The sequence below is a fragment of the Bacillus sp. GbtcB14 genome, assembly GCF_019091205.1.
GTDB lineage: Bacteria > Bacillota > Bacilli > Bacillales > Bacillaceae_G > Bacillus_A > Bacillus_A cereus_AG.
Genome location: NZ_JAGXJT010000015.1, coordinates 38,632 through 64,548, shown reverse-complemented (window position 1 = coordinate 64,548; position 25,917 = coordinate 38,632). Strand labels below are relative to the sequence as shown.

The window sequence follows — 25,917 nt, the reverse complement described above, 5'->3', positions numbered from 1 at the left end:
TATATAAATTTTAGTAGTTTCATATTTCAGGAAATTATACGGGGAAAATAACATGAAAAATAAAAAAGAAATAGCTATAGTTGCATTAACAACAGGATTAGCTTTAACAAGTGTAATACCATATGGAGTAGGTTATGCAGAGGAAACGGGTCAAATGCAAGTTGATATTCAAGAGGATTCGTTCCGCACAGGAGAACTTACACAACCATCACAAAAAACGCCAGAAAATGTAGTGAAAGATGCACTTAAGGAAAAGACGGAACATGCTTTGTCTCCAAAACAAGTTAGTGGAGACAAAGGGGTAGATTACAAGGTTCTTCAAAAACGTGGTTCATATGATGGGACTACACTTGTGCGTATGCAACAAATATATGAAGGAAAAGAAGTATATGGACACCAATTGACTGCTCATGTAGATAAAAAGGGTATTATTAAAAGTGTTTCAGGGGAAAGTGCACAAAATTTAACACAAGAACATTTAAAGAATGCTAGTAATTTATCAAAAGAAGAAGCAAAACAATATATTTATACGAAGTACGGGAATGATATTAAATTTATTTCGGAGCCAGAAGTTAAGGAAGTTATTTTTGTTAATGAAAAGAATGGGCAAGCTAGCAATGCATATCAAGTTACATTTACTGCTACAACACCAAACTATGTATCTGGAACTTATTTAGTGAATGCTAATAATGGTGATATGTTGAAAAATATGGTGCAAGAATCAGATTTAAAAGTAAGTGAAGAGCATGTTGAATCTATTGAGGAGAGTAAAAAAAGCATTCTCAAATCATTAACTGGAACAGGAATAGATGATGTAGGTATAACTCGCACATTTGGTATTTCAGAACAGAGTAACGGAAAATATGCGCTTGCTGATTACACACGAGGGCAAGGAATTGAGACCTACGATGTAAATTATAAAGATATTACTTTTGAAGGAAGGTATTATCCTGGTATATTAGCAACTAGCACTTCAACAACATTTAATGATCCAAAGGTGGTAAGTGCTCATTTCTTAGCAACAAAGGTATATGATTTTTATAAAGACAAATATAAGCGTGATAGTTTTGATAATAAGGGAAAAAAAGTAGTATCAGTTGTACATGCATGGGATTCCGGAGAAACAGATGATCCTAAAAATTGGGGGAATGCATTTAGTGCTAATATTAACAATGTTAGTATGCTTATATACGGTGATCCAATGGTAAAAGCGTTTGACATAGCGGGCCATGAATTTACACATGCTGTTACATCTAGCGAATCTAATCTTGAGTTTTCCGGAGAATCTGGGGCAATTAACGAGGCATTATCTGATATTATGGGAACGGCTATTGAGAAATATATAAATAATGGGGAATTTAATTGGACAATAGGAGAACAAAGTGGATCAGTTCTCCGTAATATGAAAAATCCATCTGCAGTCAAATTTTTTGATGGAGTACCGTATCCAGATGATTATAGTAAATACAGTGATTTAAACGGAGAAGATAATGAGGGTGTTCATTTCAACTCAAGTATTATTAATAAAGTCGCGTATTTAATTGCACAAGGTGGCACACATAACGGTGTAACTGTAAATGGTATTGGTGAAGATAAAATGTTTGATATTTTCTATTATGCGAATACTGATGAATTGAACATGACTTCTAATTTCTCTGAATTAAGATTAGCGTGTCTTAAAGTTGCATCAAACAAATATGGAGCGAACTCAATTGAGGTTGAAGCGGTCCAAAAAGCTTTTGATGCAGCAAAAATTAAAGGGACAGTGAAAGAAAACGAAAAAACTGAAGCAAACCAAGTCCCTGACTTAACTGTACCGCTTACAAGTACACTACGTGTAGGTGATACGTTTGACCCGATGAGGAATGTAAAAGCTATTGATAAAGAAGATGGTGATTTAACAAATAGAGTAGAACATAAAGGTGATGTAGATACTTCTAAACCAGGCAAATACATTGTGGATTACTCTGTCGTTGATTCTCAAGGAGGGAATGCAACGGCAACACAGACTGTAATTGTAGAGGGAAATGGAGAAACATCAGATCTAACTCCTACATTAACAGTGCCTGCAGCAGCGACAATTCATGTAGGAGATTCATTCGATTCAATGGCAAAAGTAAAAGCTATTGATAAAGAAGACGGCGATCTTACTTCTAAAGTAAAAGTTGATGGTAAAGTAGATACATCTAAAGCAGGCACTTATGTATTAACGTATACAGTTACAGATTCTAAAGGTCATGAAGGAACTGTGAAACAAACTGTAACGGTCAAAGTTAGAGAAGAAGTTAAAAATGAATTACCAATACTAAAAGTACCTGCTACAACTACAATTACTGAGGGTGACCAATTTGATCCAATGGTAGGAGTATCAGCTACTGATAAGGAGAACGGTGACCTTACTTCTAAAGTAGTTTATGAAGGAGCTTTAGATACCTCTAAAGCGGGTACTTTTGAAATAATATATAGTGTCACAGATTCTGTAGGTAATGAGGTACATGCAATACAAAAAGTATTAGTGAAGGATAAAGACACTAGCAAAGCTAAAGGTATTACTAATAACAGCAATAACGGTAATATCCCGAATAATAGTAATTCCGATAAAAAAGAATTTACATATAAAGAGCTTCCCAACACGGGTGCAAGTGAAACGAACAGTACAGCAATGGGCATATGGATGATTATTGTCGGTACAGTACTCACTTTGGTTCGCAAATTTAGAAAGATATAAAAATAATAGTATGGATTATTTCTCACACAATAATTATTAGATGAATTTTTTACTTAATAAGATTTTAGTATTTAAGTAGTGTATTTTGCTTCTATAAAACTGTGTGCTTGGACGCTATTTTGCCTACAGACCTACATTACATATAAAGCACGTTACTATTCTCATTCAAATAAAAGAATAGTAACGTGCTTTTTTGATTTAAAAATAGCCTAAATTTAAAAGGTCATGGATGTGGAAGTAATTCTAATCTGCCATTGATACGTTACTAAAAACACTTAGTTGTAATGAAAGCTTAACTCTATATGACAACATGAGATTTTCGGTATTTACCAGGTGTTTCGTTAGTGAATTTTTTAAAAATTTTAGTAAAATAGCTTTGATCACTAAAGTTGAGCGAAGCACATATGTCTGATAAGGGATAGGTTGTGAAAGTTAATAATTTTTTAGCTTCTTCGATTCGTTCACGTTGAATGTACTCAATTAATGAAATACCGACTTCTTTTTTGAATAATATAGATAAATAATCTGAATTTACGTTTGCAAATTTAGCAAGTTGTTTAACAGATATTTGATTGTAAATATTTTCAAAAATATAGTTTTTGCAAATAGCGATAGTCTTTGAGTGTTTCTGTACTTTTTGTGCTTTTACACGGTCTGCAAAAGTACAGAAAACATTTCTTAATAAATCCCAAACAGATTCTGTGTCTTTTAAATCCTCTGTCTTTTGAATGTGTAGATCGTAAATCTTGTAAGCAATCCCGGAAGGAAGTCCTCCTTTTATAGCATATCTAGTAGCAAGTGTGATGGATGAAATACAAATGTTTTTATGACGTCTTAATTGATGAAATGAAGATAAGGATGAAAGAGTCTCTTGTTGGAATTCGTAATAATATTTGAGTGTGCTTTCTTTATCTCCATTTTCTATAGCTCCAAGTAGTTGTTGCTCTATATACAAATTATGACAGATAGATTCGTTTTTTTGCATTGAAATATATACATCCTCGTTTAAGATACTGCTATGACTTACATGAAATGAGTCACTGTTATTTGAAAAGGTACCTACATCTGAATTTTTTTTATAGAGAATGTTATAGAACAATATTGCTATATTTACAAAGAAATTTTGATCTTTGACTGACAATGAAAAATAATGGTCTCTTGTTCTTTTATAATTCGAAATAAAATTAAGGTTACTATCCGTTTTACTTGTAGAAAAATTTACATGTGTCAAAGGCCCAATAATAACAGTACCGTTCACTATATAATGGCTCTTTATGTGAATTAAAATGAAATGCCCTAAAAATTGGTGAGTTCTGAAGATAGGCGAATTAAATGAATCATTTTTTTGAAAAAGCACATGTAACTGTTCTATTTTTGATTTATAGAACGAATATGAATCATCTTTTGATGTAGATTCTAAAAGAATATTTTTGCTACAATCTAAAAAACAAACTGGAATTTCAAAATATTGGAAAAACATATTACAAATGTACTCTATCTCAACTAGACTGAGCTTTTTAGTCATATTATTCCTCCTTACAGTTGTGTGTAATAGTTGAATGTTTATATATTCCCTTTTTTCATAAGTAGAAACGGAAAAACTTTATCTATAAAAATTATAAACTTCTAAGAATAATACCATAATTTAACATGAATAGCACATATTATTTGAATATACAGGTAATAGTTTTAGGGAGTAACGTAAAATATGAATTGTCCACTTATTCGTTGTTCATTGCTTATATGTATTAGAAATGATTAAGATTGGATTTTAAATAGGGATAGAAGGGAGAGATTAATGAATTGAAGTTAAGTTAAGTTAAGTAATTAATGAAAATTTGCGATAAAAGTTAATATGTAACGATTTTTGAAGTATAGATATAAGTGTAATCTAGGGGGAAAACTACATATATCATACGGAGAGACAACGTAATAATAGAAATCAAGAAGAGTGAATAAGTGATTGTAGACAATGGATTGTTGGGCGACTATGTTTTAGGTTACTCGTTTAAATCTGGTACTTGGCACACTATTGCTTTTAAGAGGGTAATAGTAATAAAGAGATTTTTAAAATGATAGAAGTAGTAAAGGGGATAAGAGAAATGAAAAAAATATTTAGTGTGCTTTTAGTATTTTTCTTAATATTTTCTACATGGTCTAGTGTATTAGTAAAGGCAGCTTCACCATCCAAAGGTACTTTAACGATTCATAAATATGAACAAGAAAAAGATGGCGCACCGGGGCTAGAAGGTGATGGCTCTGCAAATCAAGAGGTACCAACAAATGCGAAACCGTTAAAAGGTGTAACGTTTGAAGTGAAAAGGATTGCATCGTTTGAAAAGATTTCAAACGATGGGAAAATCGTAAAAGAAGATGTGAAACCTGTAATGGGAGCAACTCCAACTCAAGTAGTAACAGATGATAACGGACAAGCTGTATTAAAAGATCTTCCGCTAGGACGTTATGAAGTGAAAGAAGTGGCAGGACCTCCGCATGTTAACCTAAATCCAAATACGTATACAGTGGATATTCCATTAACGAATAAAGAGGGTAAAGTGCTAAACTATGATGTTCATATGTATCCGAAAAATGAGATTAAACGTGGTGCAGTTGATTTAGTAAAGACTGGTGCAAATGAAAAAGCATTAGCAGGTGCAGTATTCTCTTTATTTAAAAAAGATGGTACAGAAGTGAAAAAAGAGTTAGCAACAGATGGTAATGGGCATATTCGCGTGCAAGGATTAGAGTATGGGGAATACTATTTCCAAGAGACAAAAGCACCGAAAGGGTATGTACTAGATCCGACTAAACACGAGTTTTTTATAAAGACCTCCGGAACTATTAACGAAGATGGAACAATTACTTCTGGTACAGTAGTTAAAGTAGAAGTGCAAAACTATGAAGAACCAAATATTGATAAAAAGATTAACGGAAATTTGGAAGCGCTACCAATTAATCCGTTAACTAATTACAATTATGATATCAAAACATTAATTCCAGAAGACATTAAAGAATACAAAAAATATGTAGTAACAGATACTTTAGACAATCGTTTAATGATTCAAGGAAAACCAGTCGTGAAAATTGATGGAGCGGAAGTAAATGCAAGCATTGTAGAGATAGCTGTAGAAGGCCAAAAAGTAACAGCTACAGTAAAAGATTTTACAAAGTTAGATGGTAAAAAAGAATTTCATTTACAAATTAAATCACAAGTAAAAGAAGGAGTACTATCTGGTTCGGAAATTTTAAATACAGCAAAAATTGATTTTATAAATAAAAATGATGTAATTGGAGAAAAAGAATCTAAACCTGTAGTTGTTGTTCCGACAACTGGAATTATCGAGTTAACAAAAGTTGATGGTGCTGATAAGAAGAAATTAAAAGGTGCGGAGTTTGTACTTAAAGATAAAAATGGAAAAATAGTTGTTGTGACAGGTAAAGAAGTCACAGGTGTATCAGATGAAAATGGTGTTATTAAATGGACTAACATTCCGTATGGAGACTATCAAATTTTTGAAACAAAAGCACCAACTTATACAAAAGAAGATGGTACAACAGCTTCATATCAATTATTAAAGGACCCTATTGATGTAAAGATTAGCGAAAATAATCAAACGGTTAAATTATCGATTGAAAATAATAAAAGTGGATGGATTCTTCCTGTAACGGGTGGTATCGGAACGACTCTATTTACTGTACTAGGCCTTGCGTTAATGGCTACAGCGGCATTTGTTTTCTTTAGAAAAAAGTTTGCTAATAATTAAGGTTTTAGAAACATGTAACCAAGTGATGTGAAAAGGAGAGAAGCAAAATGCTTCCCTCTTTTCGATATTTTAGTATATGCAGAGGTGGAAATATGAAACGAAATCTTGTTTTAGGAGGTATTTTTTTATTTGGATTAGCTATTTTTTTATATCCTACTATTAGTAATTGGTTGGCGACTCGTGCACAGTATTCTGAGATTAGCTCCTACGATAAGAAGATCAAAGCACTACAAAAGAAAGAAGTTGAACGTAGGAAAAAAGAAGCAACCGAATATAATAAACAAGTTCAAACTTCCATGAAAACATTTGCAGATCCATTTTCTGAAGAAAAAAATAATCATCAAGCGTATGCCGATGCGTTAAATTTAGGTGATGTAATGGGGTATATTGAAATATCGAAAATTAATATAAAACTGCCAATCTATCAAGGGACCTCTGAGGAAGTTTTAAGTCGCGGGGTAGGTCATTTAGATTATTCTTCACTTCCGGTAGGTGGAGAAAATACGCACACTATTTTAACAGGGCATCGTGGTTTACCATCAGCAAAATTATTTACAAATTTAGATAAGCTGAGTGAAGGAGACCGTTTTTATATTCACTCTTTAGACAAAGTTCTTACTTATAAAGTAGATCAAATTAAAGTAGTTTTACCACATGAAACGGACGATCTACAAATTGTAGAAAATAAGGATTATACAACATTAATTACGTGCACGCCTTATGGAGTAAACACTAATAGATTGCTAGTTCGGGGTGAGCGTGTAGAGTTCAACCAGGAAGAAAAGCAAGGAATGAGTACAGAGGTATCTATGTTTAATAAGTGGATGGTAATAGTTCCAATCCTATTGTTATGTACGCTTCTGGTCGTAATTTATAAGAAAAAAATAATTAGATAGAATGTATCTATCCCGTATTAATGAATAGTGTATCCAAAAATTTAGGGAAAAGCACAGAACGTATGTAGGGAAGGATCAATAATAAAAGTGCACTTTATTCGACTGTAGAAAAATACGGTAAAGGTGGGAACAAAGGAATTGAGGCTACGATTAAAACTGGTAAGTATTCATTTTATGGCTTTGTTGATGTTATGTGTAAGTTTTGTCGTCTATGTACCAAAAGAAGCGTATGGATCCACGATAAACATAGAAGGTCTAGGTGATATATCGCGTTATAATGCTGTTGTCTTTGGTAACCATAAAGCAGTAGGTGGCGATATTGAAGGAGCAATTGCAGTTCAAGGTGATATGGATGCATCTGGTTATACAATTGTAGGTGCAGCAGCGGGAACATCTAATATAGTAGGTGAAAAATGGAGTGATGAGGGATATCCATCCTTGTTATTGTCTGGAAAATTTAAAAAATCAAGAGAGGAATCTTTTATCATTCAAAACGGAATAGTCGTAATGACAAAAGAGAGTGATCCAGATCGTATCATACAATCTTCTTATGATCGTATTGTTTATAAAGAAAAACTAGAAATTGACACGAAATTTAATGAATTTCACAACATAGTGAACCAAGTCAGTAAAAATGCAGGCCAATATAAAACGAATATCCCAATTCCAAATATGAGTTATGGAATCGGAAAAGATATAAACAATCCTAATATTTATGTTTCATCAGAACTGGTAGGGAAAATCAATTTAGATATAAGAGATGTCTTTTTACCTAATGCTAAAGGAAAAGATTTTATCGTTATGTATTCGGATGCAATAGAGGTTACATTTAAAAATGGTGCTATCTTATATGACACGAACAATATTGGTAGGGCTACAGATATAATTCCTACATCACAACCCTATGCCCCTAATTCACCGTTCACTGAGTTATACGGGAAGGTGATTTGGGTTTTTCCTAATGCAAAAAAGATCACAACAGAGGGATATGGTGTCGTTGGGAGTGTGTTTGCTCCAAATGCTGTATTAGAAACAAAAGGCGGTTCGATAAATGGACAAGTATTTGTCGGTGCAGTACAACAAACTGGTGGATTTGAATTTCACAATTTCAAATTTAATTGGCAACATTGGAACAAGCCTAGTACAGGAAAAGTAAAGATAAAAAAAGTAGATAGTAATAATGATAATAAAGAATTGATGGGGGCAAAGTTTCATATTGAAGATTCAAATAAAAAAGTAGTTGGAGAGTTAGTAACAGATGAAAAAGGAGAAGCGGTATCAAAAGAATTACCAATAGGTAACTATACTCTTGTGGAAACAGAAGCGCCTAAAGGTTACGAATTATTAAAAGATAAAATAGCTGTAAAAGTAGAAAAAGATGTAGTAGTAGAAATTAAAATAGGGAATAAGAAATTACCAGATCCAATGGGGAAAATGAAGTTAGTAAAAGTAGATACGAGCGATAATAATAAAAAGCTAGCAGGAGCAAAGTTTCATATTGAAGATTCAAATAAAAAAGTAGTTGGAGAGTTAGTAACAGATGGACAAGGAGAAGCGATATCAAAAGAATTACCAATAGGTAACTATAACCTAGTAGAAGTAGAAGCGCCGAAAGGTTATGAATTATTAAAAAATAATACAGCTATAAAAACAGAACAAGATGTAGTAGTAGAAATTAAAATAGGAAATAGGAAATTACCAACTCCGACTGGGCAAATTGAAATTGAGAAAGTCGATGATAAGGATAGTAATTTAAAACTAAAAGGTGCTGTATTTCAAGTCTTAGAAAAAGAAGGTAAAGAAGTTAGTAGATTAACAACGGATGAAAAAGGAAAGGTGATTTCCAACCAATTAGCACTTGGAAAGTATACGATTAAAGAAATAAAAGCGCCAAATGGATATATGTTACTTAGAGATCCAATAGAAATAGAAATTACAGAAGCGGTAAGGATACAGAAACTAACAGTGAAAAATGTGAAAAATAATTGGATAATCCCTAATACTGGTGGCAGCGGAACAACAAGTTTTTACGTGATTGGTTTTATGTTAATGTTTGGTGTGTTATGTTTATGTGTGAAAAATCGTATATAAATAGTATAAAAACCGTTGTATATTATGAACTAATTTTATAAAGTTAGACAAATCGCTGCATTAGATAGTTTTTGGGGTAGGAGTTCGGCTTTGTACTGGACTTATGCTATTAAATTTGTCGAAGAAGGAAGGATAACAGTAAACATAGAATATACTAATAAATTAAAATGTCTATGAGGTGAAACTGATGGCAATAAAACAAGATGAAATTAAAGTAGTAGTCGGAGCTGGGGTGTTTGATAATAATCCAGGTTGGATACAAACGCAAGAAGATGAACTTAACTTACTAGATAAAGCAACGTGGGAAGAAAGATTTGAATACAATTCTATTTCAGCTATTTTAGCTGAGCATGTATGGGAACACCTTACATTTGAAGAAGGTGTAAGGGCAGCAGAAATTTGTTATGAATTTTTAAAGCCAGCAGGACACATTCGGTGTGGTGTTCCTGATGCGTTTTTCCAAGATGAAGCGTACCAAAATATAGTTCAAATAGGCGGACCAGGTCCGAAAGATCATCCAGCAGCAAGTCATAAAATCGTTCATAATTATAAAACCTTAACGAAAATGTTTGAAACTGCGGGGTTTGAGGTAGTTTTACTTGAATATTGTGATGAAAATGGTCAGTTTTATTACAACGAATGGGATGCAAACGATGGTGTTATTTTCCGTTCTAAAAAGTATGATTCTAGAAATAAAGGCGATAAACTTGGTTTTCCATCGCTAATTGTCGATGCGATTAAACTAAATTAAGTGCTTATAATATTAATTTATGAATTGTAGTGGAGTTTATTTGTTTATACTATTTTATTATAAAAATCGCAGAAAGTATTCTTTCTGCTTTTTATTTTGCAAAGGGGATGAATATACTATGCAACCTATAAAACAAGTGGCATTAACCTGCATTACTCATGATCCAACAGGGAGCTTATTATCTACAATAAAAGAGCTAAAAGAGGAATTAATAAATTTAAAGTATGATAAAAAATATATAACAATTAGTAATGTAACAACTAAAGAAATTGTAAAAGAACTAGAGGAATGTGAATTCCATATAAATATAGTAGAAAAATCAGGGGTAGCGAACGCACGTAGGGATTGTTTGAAGTTTGTTAGTAACCATGATCATGATTACTATCACTATTGTGACTTTGATCGTTTGCTAACTTGGATTAAAGAATATCCAGCTGAGCTTAATTCGTTCATTCAGAATATAGTAGATGTAGATTACTTAATTATTGGCAGAACGGAGAAAGCTTTTCAGACACACCCTGAAGAATGGCAAGTTACAGAAACAGTATCAAATAAAATTATGTCATTACAATTAGGGAAACAAGTAGATATTACAGCTGGTTCATGTGGGTTTTCAAAACAAGCAGTTGATTACATAATAAAATATTCTAAATGCAGAATGACTGATGGGGAATGGCCGATGATTATAAAAGAATTTACAGATTTTAAAATCGGGTATATTGCAGTAGATGGTTTAAAATACGTCAATAGTCTTAATCAAGATAATATTATTAATCCAATAAAAGCATGGTCAACCAGATTAGAACTTTCATGCGTAATAAGTCAATCAATTTTGAATATAACAAAAAATCCTTAAACTAAGTGGGGGGAATAGAGATTTCTTTTTTTAATGAAATCATGTAAAATAGAACGTATATTCGTTTTATTTTAAAAGGGGGTTAATTAATAATGTTCGCTGTAATAGATAAACAAGATAATGAATACGTAGTACAATTTGATCGTCATTTTTCATATTCAATAGAAGAGGTTTGGCCTGTATTAACAGAAAACAGTAAGCTTAAAAAATGGATGTCTAATTTACAGATTGAAAGCCTTAAAACAGGTGGCATAATCAAGTTTGACATGATGGACGGTTCATTTATAAATATTGATATTTTAGAGTGTCAAGTAAACGCAGTGCTTGAATTTACTTGGGATAAAGATCGTATCCGATTTGAAATACATAAAGAGGAAAATGGTACTCTTTTACTTCTTAAAGAATACATTCATGAATTAACAGATCATACACCGAAAGACATAGCAGGTTGGCATATTTGTTTAGATCTTTTTTCTTCCGTTCTAGAAGGAGAAGAAAAAGAATTTTCTAAAGATGAATGGCAACAGTGGTTTGAAATATATAAAGGTAAGTTTCTTGAAGTAAGAGGGTAATTACGTAATAGATTATATTTATTGTGTAATTATTATATCGTAAAAATGTCTTTTATGAAGAATAAGAATAGAGGTTAATATGAAAGTAAATCAATTAATTGCTAATAACATAAATAAATTAGATACAGCTATTCCATTTAATAAGTCGTTTGGAATCGCTGGTTTATCAGGATCAGGTAAAACAACTTTTTGTCAAACAATTGGCGAAGAATCAAAAAAACGATTAGTTTCTTTATTGCCAAAGGCTGAATATCAATATTTATTTCCTAATATCATGGAAACAAATTTTAGTGCTATTAAGATGGAGAATATGCCTTTAGTACTTTTTCTAGGAAAATCATCGATTTCTTCCAACCCACGTTCAACGATAGGTACTCATACTGGTGTATTTACTGAAGTTCGCGAAAAACTTGCCGAAGTATTTCATCTTTCCCCTGAGGTTTTTTCATTTAATAATCAGTTAGGTTGGTGTACTGGTTGTAAAGGTCGAGGCACTACTAAAAATATTGAGTGTAAAAAATGTAAGGGAAAACGTTATAGTGAAGAAATCGAACAACATACTATAGATTTATTTGCTAAACCACATACAATTTCAAATATTAACGATTTAAGTGTTGAATCTATTCTTTCGTTAGCGGAAGAGTTAAATATTAGTGAAGCGAAACAACATATACTGCAAAATATAATTAATATGAACATTGGTTATTTAACATTAAATCGAATTATGGGTACTTTGTCAGGTGGAGAGTTAACAAGACTATATTTGGCTGAATTCATGGCAGTAAGTGAAAATGCTGTAATTATTATTGATGAGATTTCAGTCGGACTTGATCATGAAACATTATTACAAATATTAGAAGAGATTAAGCAGTTAGGGTGTAAAAATCAAATTTGGCTCATTGATCATTCAGATACAGTATTGGATACAACAGATGAGCAATTGTTCTTTGGACCTGGTAGCGGAAAATATGGTGGGCAAATTGTGAAAGAGTCACCAAGACCAAAACCAATACTGTCGGATCTAAATAAAGAAGTACCAACAGAATATTATACATTCCAAGAATTATATTGCCGTAATATCCAAATGACGGAGTTTCAAATTCCTAAAAATAGGCTTGTGACGGTTACAGGAGAATCTGGATGCGGGAAATCTACACTTGTTAACGAATGTTTAGCTACAGATTTCTTGAAACGATATCCAAAAGATAAACTAGTTATGGTTGGACAAGATCGAAATCAATCTATTACAAGCCGATCAACTGTAGCCACTTTCCTAGATATTAAAAAGAAACTAACAAAGTATAGTGAAGAAATTGATGATATTTTTGAGCGTTCGATTGAGGATATTATAGATGAACTTCCAAATGAAGATATTGCGTATAAACGCTTGAGTCTACTAATTAAATTAGGACTTGGTTATTTAACGTTAGAACGAAAAACACAAACATTATCAACAGGTGAGTTTCAATGTGTTCATTTAGTTTCGGAGTTATTTGCAAACACTAGAAATCCACATACATTATTTATTTTTGATGAGCCTTCAAAAGGTTTATCTCAAAATATTTTAAATCAATTTATAGATAGTGTTAGAGGGATATTGCAAGATGAATCAGTCTCTATCATTATGATTGAACATAATAGTTACATGTTAGAAAGCTCTGATTATATTGTAGATTTCGGGAAAAGACAGCTTGAATCTATAAAGCATCTTGATGTACTAAGTCATGAAGATTATTATCGTCAAAAAAGTAGTGTGAATCATGCTGAGCAAATACATATTTCTTCAGCACTTAAGCATAAAGAAGGCGTTCACTATTTAGAAGGAAATCATATTAACTATTTTAAAAATGCCGAAAATGTTTATAAGGGTGGTATTTTAAAAAGTTTATCATCAATGGCCCGTTTAATTTATGGTGAATATAAATCTGATACAATTGCTCCTGTTGTTGCTATTGATCTTGAAAGACATTTATATAGTCAATATAGTTTCTTATATGAAATTGGTGGATTAATTAATCATATTGTAGCTGCTCATCCAACTAATAAAGATACGAGAAGTTTTGATTTCTATTCACAGGACAATCATTGTCCATCTTGTTCTGGACGTCTTCAAATTGAAGTTTTCGATAAAGATATTACAATTCAAGATAAAAATGTTCCATTTTGGGACGGTTTATTCGATCCGGAAATCATGAAAGTATTAAAATTTTATCAATATGAAAAAATAGAATTCCTATTTGAAGAAATTAAAAATGAGCTTGGTCACGATTTATCAAAGAGCTATAATGATATGTCAGAAGAAGAAAAGCATACGTTTTGGTACGGATATTTTGAAAAATCATTTTATGATAAAAAAGGAAAGACACGCAGAACATGGGTAGGATTTAATACGATTATTGGTGGATATATTGTTATTTCAAAAGCAGCTATTAAAGAAGAAATTAAGACTTCTAAAGAAATGATGACATGTCCAATTTGTGAAGGGACGGTTTTAAATCATCATAAACCACTTAAATTTGGTAACTTCGATATTCGTGAAATTATCAATCAACCAGTTGATGAAGTGTTGAAAATAATCGGTGATTTACCTGCGCTTCATAAATTGAAGTCTATAGTTGGTGGCGATATGAAATTGACAGAAGATGTTTCTTTATTGCCAAGGAAAGCACAAGTTGCACTGAAAATGTTGGAATTAGAACAGGCAAGCTTTTTAAACTATGAAATAGTGTTACAAAATGTTTTACCATTTTGGGACGAAATAAAAGGAAGTATTGAATCCATTAGCGTTAATAATCAAGTAACTATTTGTGATTTCCCTAATGTATATGAAACGAGAGAAAACATTATAGATAAGTACTTCACAAACGGTAAATATAAAAAACTTACGTATGTATACGAGGCGTTTGGATACAAAAAATTAGTTACCCAAATTAATAAAATTAGAAAAAATAATCCATGTCCATTTTGTAAAGGAAAGAAAGTTATAACAGAAGATAATCTACATGACGGCGTGTTTAAATTAACAATCCCATGTGTAACTTGTAATGCAACTGGTATTAGTGATGAAGGACTAAAAGAAGTTGTTGAGGCTGTGGATATACAAACATGGTTAACTGGAAAAGTTAGTGATGTTGTGGATGAGAGCTTATTAACAAAAGCTGTTTCGCAAATACCAATTTTTAATCGCATTCGCGAATTGGATAAACGAGATATGATGGCGGTTTATGAATGTCTTGAGTGTAATCATTAAAGTTTTATTAGCTTATGTGTTATTAAATAACTAACTTAATTAACACAACTTATATAAAACATAATTTTTTAATGAAAATTGTATTAACTCAGTATAATTAATCTAAAGTAATAAAAAAGATCCAACTTCTTAATGTCAAAGTTAAGAAGTTGGATCTTTTTATTTTTATGTCCTGCATACAATATTTCTCACTAAAGAAAGAAGTAAGGAAGGTAAGTAAGGAGAGATGAAAAGCTAATAGGGATAAAAAGTTGATATATTATGTAATAATTATATTATAAAAGTGATAATTAAGGGTTAAAAACAGTTCATAAGTGATATTTGTACTTATTAATCTTTTTATTTTGTTGTCTGATTTTTTGAATTTAACAGAAATATATACTTGAATGAAGTATATATTGCTGTTAAATTTATCCTATGGATAGAACAAGTTTAATTAAAGGTCATTTAGAAATGTGTGTATTATCTATTTTGTCGATAAAGAAAAGTTATGGTTATATGAAAGAACTTGAAGTAAACAATCTAAAATTGAAAGGAGTAGGAAGTATTTACCCCATTTTAACTAAGTTGAAAAATCAAGAGTGGGTTAATACTTATCAAGAAGTAACAGACAGTGGTAAAGTTAGAATTTATTATGAGATTAATGAAAATGGGAAAATACGTCTTGAGAAGAAAATTAATGAGTGGTTAGAATTGCAATCGGATATTCAAACATTATTAAAAAGCGGTTTGAAAGGAGACCTTTTGAAATGAGGAATAGATTAATAGGTAAAGAAAAGCAATTTTTAACAGACGTACTTAAGGAATTGAAGCAATACGATATTAGTTTAGAAGAAAGGGGAAATATTAAGCGACAAATATTAGAACATATTCAAGAATGTCGTGAACATGGTGAAGATAGTATAGAGGATCTAGGTACACCTCAATTATTTGTTCAAGATTTTATAGAAATAAATGAAATTGATTTACAGGTTAAAATGAAACAACTTCAAAATAAAAAGAGAAAATTTAACACATTTATCTTACATGGCATATTCATCGCATTTATTACTTACCTCATCTCGCAAACTACATTTTCATTAGTTTTAACTGAATCATTTAATTCAACTAATAGAAAAAATGCATTTAATTATAATATTTTATATCGCATTTCAGAGAATCAATGGTGGAATGCTTTATTGATAATGATTAGTTTTACGCTCTCTGTAGTAGTATTTATTAGTTTAGTAAGTTATAAAAAAAGAAAGCATCTTAAAGTATAATGAAGAATACGATCTATAAACTGTCTCTAATTTATATTCTTTGTAATATATTAATATTATGTATCATGCCTTCAAAAGTTTACGCTCAGCAAAATGTTAAAGTTACATTAGATAAGTATATTGAAAAATTTATAAAGGAGCAGAACATTCCGGGAGCTTCTGTTGCAATTGTACATAATAAGGATGTATTCTTCACAAAAATGATGGGGATTACTGGAGAATCTGAAAAAAAGATAACTAGTAAAACACCATTTGCAATCGGCTCAATAAGTAAATCTTTAACAGCTTTAGCTATAGTGAAATTAATAGAAGATAAAAAAATAAAATTAGAGGATCCAGTTCAACGATATCTCCCTTGGTTTAAACTAAAAGATCCATACATATCCTCAACTATAACAATCCAACATCTACTAACTCATACAAGTGGAATAAGTACATATGAGGGTTTAGCGTTATCAGATAAGCAATCCAAAAGTTCTACAGCATTAAAAGAAAATGTAATGAAACTTTCAAAGGTAAAATTAACTGCTCTACCAGGTGAAAAATATCAATATAGTAATGCGAATTATATTGTTTTAGGGGCACTAATTGAAGAAGTCACAAATGAAACATATTCTTCATATATGGAAAAGTATATTTTTCAGCCATTAAATATGAATGGCGCGGCAGCGAGTAAAGAAACTGCATGTGAAAAAGGTTATTTAACGGGGTATCAATCTTGGTTTGGCATACCAAGACACAGTGTAGTCTCCTATGATAATGCAGGAGCACCGTATGGTTATATTACCGCGAATTTGGAAGATATGATTCAATTTATTATGTTTTTGAATCACCATGAAGATTCTCAATTTTTAAAGCAAGAAAACATGGATCTTTATCTTTCACCACTTTATCAAATAAATTCAGAAAAAAGTTATGGTTTTGGATTAAGAACCACAAATATAAATGAAAGCGAAACGATGATTTGGCATTCAGGATCAACGCCCGATGCTCGTGCAGAAATATTTACTTTAAATAAAAGTGGCTGGAGTGGTGTGATTTTAACGAATAAAAATCATGTATTAGAAGAAACCGCACTATCAGTATTGAAAAAGGGAATTATTAGTATTTTGAATGGAGAAGAACCGGTTGATTCCCCTAAAAACATACCATTTACACAAATTGTTATGTCTATAGTTATATTCGCGCTTTTCACTACATCAATTATGTTAATTACAAAATATAAACATAAGAAAACAGTTAAAAGACTAACTTGGTTATTTATAGGGAGTCTATTTCTACTAGTATCTATTATTTTCATCCCGCTTCTTACTTATAGTACAAACTCACCATGGCATACGATTAAAATATTTGCGCCAGACGTAGCTTTAATTACAAGTATTATTGTAACTTTATTAGCTTTGAACGGACTAATATCAATTCTTATAGCCTTAAGAAGGAAGAAAGTATAATGGGAAATAATTAAAGAAATATAATTCAAGTGTTAAAAACAGTTTACTCTCACACGATGTCATTGTTTAAGATAAAGTTGAACTTCGAAGTAGATGTGAATTTTAGGAGGAAATCATGTTTAAAATAGGGGATTTTTCAAAACTATCTTCCATTAGTATACGTATGTTGAGACATTACGATAAAGTGGAATTATTACAACCAGTAAAAGTCGATGAGCAAAGTGGATATCGATACTATTCAGCAGCCCAATTAAAGAAAGTAAATCGAATTCAAATGTTAAAAGGTATGGGATTTAATATTGCTAGTATTAAAGAAATAGTAGAATCCGATAATATAGATGGTATAAAGGAACAATTTTTAAATCGTAGTGCTCAAATTAAGGAAGACATGAATAACCTCCAAAAACAATTACGTCTTCTCGAAGCCTCAATAAAAACGATGAGAGAGGATGTTGTTGAGATGAACTATCATGTTTCAATAAAAGAAATTCCAGAAAGAAATGTAGCTAGTGTTAGAAAGATTATTCCATCTTATAATCGCGAAGGGGATTTATGGGATATATTAATGCAAGAAATACAAATGAAAAATAGTAGTATTGCACATCCGAATTATAGTATTGCGGTTTTCCATGATCGTGAATACAAAGAAAATGATGTAGATGTAGAAATACAGCTAAGTATTTTAGGTAAGCATGAAAATACAAAAGATGTTACATTTAAAAAGATTGAATCAACTAATGTAGCTTCCATAACGGTTAATGGAAGTTATGAACAAATGACAGCTGTAAATGAAGCGGCGGCAAAATGGATTGAGACAGAAGGTTACGAATTAGCAGGCCCGATGTTTAATATTTATCATGTGAGTCCAGCGATGGAATCGGATCCTAATAAGTGGGTTACAGAAGTTTGTTATCCAGTTAAATGATGCTAAAGAAAAAGGCATTAATTATATGCCTTTTTTCTTTATGGTGTACCGTCACGGAAATGCGAATTTACAATGCTTAGCCTATTTTCCTGACGATTCTCCCGTTTTTAACAAGGTTAAGAAAGTTTCAGTGGTCTTAAAGAATCTAATGAGATCACTTTCTCCGAATTAAAATGGTATTCTCCTAGCAAATTAATATGTTCCCAGCCTAAAGGTGAAATGTGGTGCAATATTACGGTTATGGCGGGTGTAAAACAATTAGAACATGATCTTATTCATATGCGGCAGCGTGAAGGGATTGAATTGGCTAAGAAAGAAGGAAAGTTTAAAGTTCGGTTAAAGAAGTACCATAAACATCATGCAGGAATGAATTATGCAGTAAAGCTTTATAAAGAGGGAGATATGACTGTAAATCAAATTTGTGAAATTACAACTGTGTCTAGGTTCTCATTATATAGAAAGCTATCGGAAAGGAACAGTTGATGAGTTGTACTAAAAATAGGAAATATACAATAGAAAATAAATTTCATATAGAGGTGGAATTATATGCCTAAAATTGACAATATGTTAGCAATTCTATGGATGCTTCGTTCAGGTGAAAAAATTACTGCAAAACAAATTTCAGAAAAGTTAGAGATGAATATAAGGACTGTGTATCGTTATATTGATACAATTTCAACAAGTGGCGTACCTATCATTTCAGAACCAGGACATAACGGTGGATACACTTTATTGAACAATTTTATTGAGGCTCCTCTTTTTTTTGATTTTGAGGAGCAAACTGCACTATTTCACGCTGCTGTTTTTGCAGAAGAAGCGGGATATTATGGAGGTGAAGCACTAAATAGGGCCATTTCAAAACTAAGTAAATACTCAAATCAAGAGCAGGAAACAAAGATAAACCAACATTTAGCTAGTCTTGAAGTAATAAGTCGATTAAGTTCGCTCTCTATGGAACCTTTTTTGAAGGAGTTGGAACAGGCCGTAGCTGACGGGTATTCAGTAAAAATTCTTTACCATAAAAGTGGCGAAAAGCAATTAAATTATAGATTGGTCGATCCGTACAAAATTATCTATTGGAATAATAAGTGGTATGTGATTGGATTTTGTCATCTTAGGAATGATATCCGTAGTTTTAGAGTAGATCGAACTGAAAGTCTAATGCTAACAGAAAATAAGTTTAACCGACCAGAAAAATTTTCAGCACGTGACTTTTTTATAAATGGTCTTCTTCCAACTATAGAAGATAAGGAGGGGATTATTTCTTTGGTTATTAATGGGGATAAAAGTGTATTGGCTGATATTTGCCAACACTGGTTTTTAGGACATTATTTACAAGAACGGACTTCAAATCAAGCAGTTTTTCTTCTTGAAAAAGATATGATACATACATATGTACCTTATTTACTTTTACCGTACAATAAATCTATTAAAGTTATTGAGCCAATCAGTCTTAAGAAAAGACTTGTTGAAGTTCTGTCGGAATTAATAAAATTTCATCAAGTATGATAACTTCCCTGACGTTAACTGTCAGGGAAGTTATATTATAATAGCTATATAAATTGTGATTGGAGTGTTATTGGATGCAAACAAAAAAAGCTTTTCTATATGTATTTAATACAATGTCGGATTGGGAATATGGATATTTAATTGCTGAACTAAACTCAGGAAGATATTTCAAAAAAGATTTAGCACCTTTAAAAGTAATTACAGTAGGAGCTAATAAAGAAATGATTACTACTATGGGAGGACTGAGCATAAAACCAGATATTTCCCTTGATGAATGTACTCTTGAGAGTAAAGATCTTTTAATTTTACCAGGAGGGACTACTTGGAGTGAAGAAATTCATCAACCTATCTTGGAAAGAATTGGCCAAGCTTTAAAGCTTGGTACTATTGTTGCTGCAATTTGTGGTGCAACTGAGGGCCTCGCGAATATGGGATACTTAGATACTAGAAAGCATACAAGTAATAACTTAGAATATACTAAAATGGTATGTCCTAACTATAAAGGAGAAAAGTTTTATGAGCTGGGATCTGCGGTAGCGGATGCGAATTTAGTTACTGCATCAGGAATAGCTCCTCTGGAATTTGCAATGGAGGTACTGAAAAAAATAGATGTATTTACACCAGATTACATTCATGGTATAACCTAAATAAGACTCATAAACCTGAATACTTCTTCCAGTTAATGAATTCAATAAATAAATGAAGTAACTGAAAAGCTCAATTTCTCTATTTTGATTTGTAGAGAAGTTGGGCTTTTTAATTTGGAGTTTCCTTATCGTTGTAAATTCGTATTTTCCTGACGCGCCACCTTTATTAACTTATCCGTAAATATCAAGAGAAATTACTTCTTGATTCGATTCGTCAACTACTAGTACAATTTTATTTGCAAATGTACAAAATGAGCGGATTGTAATGGAATCCTTTAATGACTCTTTTAAAAACCAACCTGTTGGTACTAAAGAAATGCAATCTTCTTTTTGAAAGAATGAATGTTTGAGGAAATATGCTATTTCTTGAGTTTCTTTTAAGAACATCGGAGCAATGCAATCGAATAGTACAGAATAATATTTTAATGTTCTTCTACCGACAATTCTATTAAAAGAACAACTTCGGTATAAATCAGGTACTACGGGATATATACCGTTAGTTAGAAGTGCTTTTAAAGTTTGTTTTGATTTCTTCCTTTAAACCTAGCATGAAAATTTCATGTAATTCATTATTAATATAAACTTGTTTCACATCTTTATAGTGAGGGATTAATTCATTTTTAACTATATTTAAAGTAATGTCATTTGTAATGGGAAAGGACGTATAAACGTCCTCTTCAAGTATGACATCCATGCCACTGAAAAGTTGGCAAATTGGGCTGAGAGAAGCATTTGAAGATACAGGAGGTACCTTTTCTATATAAAAATCTTCATTTATAGTAGGTGCTGAATATTTTTGCTCTTCGATTTCAATTAACCAATCATACATAATTATCTTTCCTTCCATCATAGTTTTCGTATCGGACTATATAGTGCAATAAAAACTTCAAGTAGCTTCGTGAAAGCAGCTAAAGCAAATACAAGTACTGGATTATAGGCTGAAATAATACCTCCTACTAATGCCCCGAGTGGCATAGCTAATCGTGTAAGTACACGTAAAAATCCAAAAACCCTTCCTTGTATATTTGATGGAACGGTTTCTTGGCGAACTGTGGCTACAATTATATTCCATGCAATATTGCAAGTCATTGCAATACCGAAAGCAATGCCAGGAGCAAACCAATATGTACTCCAAAGTGCGAAAGTTAAGCCAATTGCTCCAGCGAATAGGAGTAAAGGAATTAGAAGGCCGCGCTGCAATCTCTTTTCTAAAGGAACTGCAATCAAGCTTCCTAAAATCCCACCTATGCTAATTAATGAATAATTAAAGCCACTTTGCTCCGGGGTAAGTTGCAATGTGGATAGTAAATAATACATGAATACACCTAAAACCGCACTTGCTCCAAAGTTTCCAATCATAGCTTGAAGAGATAAAGCTAAATTTAAGCAATCATTTTTGAGCCATTTAAACCCATTAAACAAATCAGATAGAACATTTTGAAGTGTATTTTTATCATTATTTTGGCTGTCTACAGTTTTAATTGATGGTAATAGCATCACAGCAACTAATGTTGCAATAAATGAAAGAACATTAATCCAAAGCACTTGAAAGCCTCCAATAAAAGATATGAAAATCCCAGCTATCATTGGACCAAACAAACTAGCCAATTGATTGATCATTTGATAGAAAGAATTAGCCTTCGTTAATGATGCTCCTGCGATGTGTGGAATGACTGTAACAGTTGCTATATCAAAAAGCATAGACATAACTGCTAAGATAAAAGTAATTACGTATAAATGCCAGATTTCTAATAGATGTAATGTATGTAGAATGGGGACAAGACTTACTAAAATAATATTGGTAATATCCGCTATCCAAAGTAACTTTTTTCGATCGTATCGATCAATTATTACACCAACTAAAGGACCAAATAAAACAATTGGCAATACATTAATAGCAAATAAAGAACTCATAATTACAGCTGAACCGGTTAATTGATAGGCAATCCATGGAAGCGCAAAAGTATACAGTGAATCCCCGATTCGTGAAATGAGTAAACCAAAAATAAATATCTTGTATTCTTTCGAAAAAGTTGTCTTTACGGTAAGCTTGCGTTCTAGTATAAATTTCACACTGTTTGAACCACCTTTATTATAGAGGAATTTGAAAATAATCCGTCCAATATTTATTATGTATAGAATTCTATGATTCTTTTGTGAATCCTACTTTTTAGATGTATTTTTAAATTTTAAGGAGGAAATAAAAATGAAGGCAGTATTTTGGATTGAAGAGAATTTAAGAACATAATAAAATTATAGTAAACTAATTTGTAAAATGGTTAATTCAGGAGGGAAAATATTGATGCATATAGATAAGAATGTAAGAACATCTGGTGCGTATGTAATGTATAAAAATTTATTTGTTTTTCAGGTTGGACCAACTAGTAAAGGCGATACATTAGGTGTAGTAAGGCTTGGTGGACATAAAGAAGGCGAAGAAACAGCGGTAGAAACTGCTAAAAGAGAAGTGAGAGAAGAAGCTGCTATAGATATTACTATTTTGAGTTCACCAAGTACATATTATAAAGAGAACTGGAATGCGCAACCTAAGAAAATAAAAGTAGAAAATGAAATCAATCCAATATTAATTATTGATAGTCCAGATGAAACTTTATCTACTATGTATATGGCACATGCAGAAAATGAACCAACTCCATCTTCTGAAACGAACGGGCTCTTATTACTTTCAGTAAATGATATTAGGCTTATTTGTAGTAAGGAAATAACACTAAATGATTATATTAAGCAAGATGGAATAGCTGTATTGAAAGAAAAAATGAATAAAGAGTTAATCTTGCAACCTTTTCCACAACTTATGTTTTTAGCAGAATTTTTAAAAAAGGATCCTGTATTACTTCAGCAGTTTCTAAATTAGCAACAAAAGCCACCTTTATAAGGGGCTTTTGTTTTAAATAATTTAATGGTATGTGTATCCTCCATCAGGAAACAATACATTGCCTGTAGTAAAACTATTTTGCATTAAATATAGTACAGTATGCGCAATTTCATCATTATGCCCAGGTCGTTTTACAAGAGATAGAGATTTATAAGTTTCATAAGCAGCTAGTCTATTTTCATTTTGTTCATTCTTTCTTTGTATTGTTCCGGGAGAAACAACATTAACTCTAATTGGAGCTAGCTCAACAGCTAAAGCTTTCCCTAAACTTTCAATAGCACCATTACATGCTCCGTAAGCAGGCGCTCCTTTAAGTGGTCTTTGACTAAATGCACCGGACATTAATACGATAGATCCAGAGTTTACAAGAAAAGGAATTGCATATTTTACGGCATAATATTGTGGCCAAAACTTTCCGATAAAGCTACTTTCGGCAATATCATCTGTAGTGGTTATTGGTCCGAGTGTGTAAGAAGCTCCTGGTGTGAACAAATGATTAAAATCCCCAATGTTCTTGAAAAACGCTTTTAATTGGTTTTTGTCTTGGTTATTCAATACATAAGTCTGAAGATGATTGTTATTAATTACTTCTTGAGCAATCATTAATTTTTCTTTGGATTTTCCTGCAATAATAACATGTGCGCCTTGTTCAATTGCTTGTTGTGCTGTTGCAAACCCAATACCAGAACTCCCACCAATGATAACGATACGGCTACCTTTTAATGTAGTAATAGGCATATTTAAGCCACTCCTTTAATAAAAACGTTAAAATAATGTTGTTATGCCTTTATTATTCGCTAAAAGATAGCAAGTGAAAAGTACGCACTTTTTATGTACATAGTCGTATATTTCGTACTAATCACTATTCATGCGGATAAGTAATATGAAAAATTGCTAAATATGTTTTATGATATCTGAGGAGAGGTGAGAAAATGGATTTACAAGAACCGAAGTTAAAAGGGGTAATAGCAACATTACAAATAATCGGTGGAAAATGGAAGCCACTCATTTTATTTATTTTGCTAACAGATGGAACGAAACGATTTGGTGAATTAAAGCGATTAATACCCGATATATCTCAGGGCACATTAGCGAAGCAACTTAGAGAATTAGAGTTAGATCGACTAATAGAACGAGAAATTTATCAAGAAATACCACCTAAAGTGGAGTATAGCTTAACTGCGCATGGAAAAACGGTAAGTGTTGTTTTGGATAGTATGTGTGGTTGGGGAAGGAAACATTTAGAATATATCAACAAGAATTAACTGTAAATTTATTATGTAAACTGAAAAATAGAAAGTTGTTATTTCAATAATTTGTATTTTATAATATATATAATTAGATGATGTTATCGTAGATATAATCTTTTAATTGAGGTGGGATAGATGAAATTATTTATTGCTCGAAGGAAGTAGTTGTTTGAAACTGAAAGATGTGTACCAGATATAAAAAGAGATTTTCGAAAATATAAACTATGAGTCTAATTCGGGGGACTTCAGGATTGAACATTTCATACATAGTAACAAAGGGGAAATAATAAAATGAATGAATTAGAGTACAAAAACTTTTATGATAAAGTAGGAAGAGTAAATGGATGGGATTTTAGTAAAATAAAATGTGAAACTGTAGGAGATACATGGGACTTTTATGGAGAAGTGAAAGAAAGATGTAAACCATCAGACGCTCTACTTGATGTTGGTACAGGTGGAGGAGAGAATGTACTTCACATAGCATCATCAGCTAAATTGTTAATTGGAATTGATAATTCTAACGGCATGATTGAAACGGCACATTCTAACTTGAAAAAATCAGGTATACAAAATGTTGAGTTTCTTCAAATGGATTCTGAAACGTTAACGTTTCAGAATGCCTATTTTGATATCGCTTCTAATTGTCACGCACCGTTTATAGCATCTGAGTTAGCAAAAGTAATGAAACAAGGTGCTTTTTTCTTAACGCAACAAGTTTGCGAACATGATAAATTGAATCTTAAAGAAGCATTTGGACGAGGACAGTGCTTAGGTGAAAGAGATGGATCTTTAAAAGAAAAGTATATGAGTGAACTTATAAATGCAGGATTTGAACTCGTGCAAGTACGTGAATATGATGTTACTGATTATTACAGTACGCCGGAAGATCTTATTTTCTTGTTAAAACATACACCTATTATTCCTAGATTTGGAGAAGAGGAAGAGGATTTTACTATTTTACAAATGTTCATTGATGCAAATAGTTCTGAAAAGGGGATTCGTACGAATTCAAAAAGATTTATGATTATTGCTGTAAAATCATAATGTATTTTATTATAGAAGCTGCTTT

21 protein-coding genes and 2 pseudogenes are annotated in these 25,917 nt (G+C 31.9%); 18 read left to right on the top strand and 5 right to left on the bottom strand.

Annotated features, from left to right (window positions below; genetic code table 11):
• The first annotated feature begins 52 nt into the window (after window positions 1-52).
• A complete protein-coding gene (locus tag KVT31_RS26470; protein ID WP_088096424.1) occupies window positions 53-2,728 on the top strand; it encodes a M4 family metallopeptidase in 2,676 nt (891 codons plus the stop codon).
• Between the two features lie 298 nt (window positions 2,729-3,026).
• On the opposite strand, the gene KVT31_RS26465 is transcribed toward KVT31_RS26470, so the two are convergent.
• Entirely contained in the window at window positions 3,027-4,253 is a 1,227-nt protein-coding gene (locus KVT31_RS26465; protein ID WP_217613658.1) for an AraC family transcriptional regulator, read from the bottom strand.
• A 577-nt stretch (window positions 4,254-4,830) separates the two neighbouring features.
• On the opposite strand from KVT31_RS26465, the gene KVT31_RS26460 reads away from it, so the two are divergent.
• From KVT31_RS26460 to KVT31_RS26395, 14 genes and pseudogenes are all read left to right on the top strand, one after another.
• The gene (locus KVT31_RS26460; RefSeq protein ID WP_088096475.1) at window positions 4,831-6,492 is read left to right on the top strand and encodes a SpaA isopeptide-forming pilin-related protein; all 1,662 of its coding nucleotides are present in this window, start codon (window positions 4,831-4,833) and stop codon (window positions 6,490-6,492) included.
• 92 nt (window positions 6,493-6,584) lie between these two features.
• Complete coding sequence (locus tag KVT31_RS26455) at window positions 6,585-7,388, top strand: class C sortase (protein ID WP_088096425.1); 804 nt, start codon at window positions 6,585-6,587, stop codon at window positions 7,386-7,388.
• Between the two features lie 138 nt (window positions 7,389-7,526).
• On the top strand, window positions 7,527-9,479 hold the full coding sequence (locus KVT31_RS26450; protein ID WP_088096426.1) for an MSCRAMM family protein: 1,953 nt from the start codon (window positions 7,527-7,529) through the stop codon (window positions 9,477-9,479).
• 187 nt (window positions 9,480-9,666) lie between these two features.
• Window positions 9,667-10,230: a class I SAM-dependent methyltransferase gene (locus KVT31_RS26445; protein WP_088096427.1), complete on the top strand. Its 564-nt coding sequence runs from the start codon at window positions 9,667-9,669 to the stop codon at window positions 10,228-10,230.
• A 118-nt stretch (window positions 10,231-10,348) separates the two neighbouring features.
• Window positions 10,349-11,086 carry a polysaccharide deacetylase family protein gene (locus KVT31_RS26440; RefSeq protein ID WP_088096428.1) on the top strand — a complete coding sequence of 246 codons (738 nt, stop codon included), beginning with the start codon at window positions 10,349-10,351 and terminating at the stop codon, window positions 11,084-11,086.
• Window positions 11,087-11,178: 92 nt separating this feature from the next.
• Window positions 11,179-11,658 (top strand): SRPBCC family protein, encoded by a 480-nt coding sequence (locus KVT31_RS26435; RefSeq protein ID WP_088096429.1) that lies wholly within the window; start codon window positions 11,179-11,181, stop codon window positions 11,656-11,658.
• 79 nt (window positions 11,659-11,737) lie between these two features.
• On the top strand, window positions 11,738-14,908 hold the full coding sequence (locus tag KVT31_RS26430; RefSeq protein ID WP_088096430.1) for an ATP-binding cassette domain-containing protein: 3,171 nt from the start codon (window positions 11,738-11,740) through the stop codon (window positions 14,906-14,908).
• 453 nt (window positions 14,909-15,361) lie between these two features.
• A complete protein-coding gene (locus KVT31_RS26425) occupies window positions 15,362-15,661 on the top strand; it encodes a PadR family transcriptional regulator (RefSeq protein ID WP_308162509.1) in 300 nt (99 codons plus the stop codon).
• The gene (locus tag KVT31_RS26420) at window positions 15,658-16,170 is read left to right on the top strand and encodes a DUF1700 domain-containing protein (protein WP_140392463.1); all 513 of its coding nucleotides are present in this window, start codon (window positions 15,658-15,660) and stop codon (window positions 16,168-16,170) included. The genes KVT31_RS26425 and KVT31_RS26420 overlap by 4 nt, the downstream gene beginning before the upstream one ends.
• The gene (locus KVT31_RS26415) at window positions 16,170-17,621 is read left to right on the top strand and encodes a serine hydrolase domain-containing protein (protein ID WP_088096432.1); all 1,452 of its coding nucleotides are present in this window, start codon (window positions 16,170-16,172) and stop codon (window positions 17,619-17,621) included. The genes KVT31_RS26420 and KVT31_RS26415 overlap by 1 nt, the downstream gene beginning before the upstream one ends.
• 115 nt (window positions 17,622-17,736) lie before the next feature.
• Entirely contained in the window at window positions 17,737-18,546 is an 810-nt protein-coding gene (locus tag KVT31_RS26410; RefSeq protein WP_088096433.1) for a MerR family transcriptional regulator, read from the top strand.
• Window positions 18,547-18,777: 231 nt separating this feature from the next.
• Window positions 18,778-19,029: pseudogene (locus tag KVT31_RS26405) on the top strand (helix-turn-helix domain-containing protein); the annotation flags it as partial.
• Window positions 19,030-19,092: 63 nt separating this feature from the next.
• Complete coding sequence (locus KVT31_RS26400; RefSeq protein ID WP_088096434.1) at window positions 19,093-20,055, top strand: helix-turn-helix transcriptional regulator; 963 nt, start codon at window positions 19,093-19,095, stop codon at window positions 20,053-20,055.
• Window positions 20,056-20,129: 74 nt separating this feature from the next.
• Window positions 20,130-20,758 (top strand): annotated as a pseudogene (locus tag KVT31_RS26395) (type 1 glutamine amidotransferase family protein).
• Between the two features lie 115 nt (window positions 20,759-20,873).
• On the opposite strand, the gene KVT31_RS30430 reads toward KVT31_RS26395, so the two are convergent.
• From KVT31_RS30430 to KVT31_RS26385, 3 genes are all read right to left on the bottom strand, one after another.
• Window positions 20,874-21,089, bottom strand: coding sequence for a hypothetical protein (locus KVT31_RS30430; protein ID WP_249276707.1), 216 nt, complete (start codon window positions 21,087-21,089; stop codon window positions 20,874-20,876).
• A 109-nt stretch (window positions 21,090-21,198) separates the two neighbouring features.
• Window positions 21,199-21,531 carry a hypothetical protein gene (locus KVT31_RS30425; RefSeq protein ID WP_249276708.1) on the bottom strand — a complete coding sequence of 111 codons (333 nt, stop codon included), beginning with the start codon at window positions 21,529-21,531 and terminating at the stop codon, window positions 21,199-21,201.
• 17 nt (window positions 21,532-21,548) lie between these two features.
• Entirely contained in the window at window positions 21,549-22,775 is a 1,227-nt protein-coding gene (locus tag KVT31_RS26385) for an MFS transporter (RefSeq protein WP_088096435.1), read from the bottom strand.
• A gap of 226 nt (window positions 22,776-23,001) precedes the next feature.
• Between KVT31_RS26385 and KVT31_RS26380 the strand changes: the two genes are divergently transcribed.
• Window positions 23,002-23,577 (top strand): NUDIX hydrolase, encoded by a 576-nt coding sequence (locus tag KVT31_RS26380; RefSeq protein WP_088096436.1) that lies wholly within the window; start codon window positions 23,002-23,004, stop codon window positions 23,575-23,577.
• A gap of 42 nt (window positions 23,578-23,619) precedes the next feature.
• On the opposite strand, the gene KVT31_RS26375 is transcribed toward KVT31_RS26380, so the two are convergent.
• The gene (locus KVT31_RS26375; RefSeq protein WP_088096437.1) at window positions 23,620-24,336 is read right to left on the bottom strand and encodes an SDR family oxidoreductase; all 717 of its coding nucleotides are present in this window, start codon (window positions 24,334-24,336) and stop codon (window positions 23,620-23,622) included.
• 194 nt (window positions 24,337-24,530) lie between these two features.
• Between KVT31_RS26375 and KVT31_RS26370 the strand changes: the two genes are divergently transcribed.
• Both KVT31_RS26370 and KVT31_RS26365 read left to right on the top strand, forming a co-directional pair.
• On the top strand, window positions 24,531-24,863 hold the full coding sequence (locus tag KVT31_RS26370) for a winged helix-turn-helix transcriptional regulator (protein WP_088096438.1): 333 nt from the start codon (window positions 24,531-24,533) through the stop codon (window positions 24,861-24,863).
• 276 nt (window positions 24,864-25,139) lie between these two features.
• Window positions 25,140-25,892, top strand: coding sequence for a class I SAM-dependent methyltransferase (locus KVT31_RS26365; protein ID WP_088096439.1), 753 nt, complete (start codon window positions 25,140-25,142; stop codon window positions 25,890-25,892).
• Window positions 25,893-25,917 lie beyond the last annotated feature (25 nt).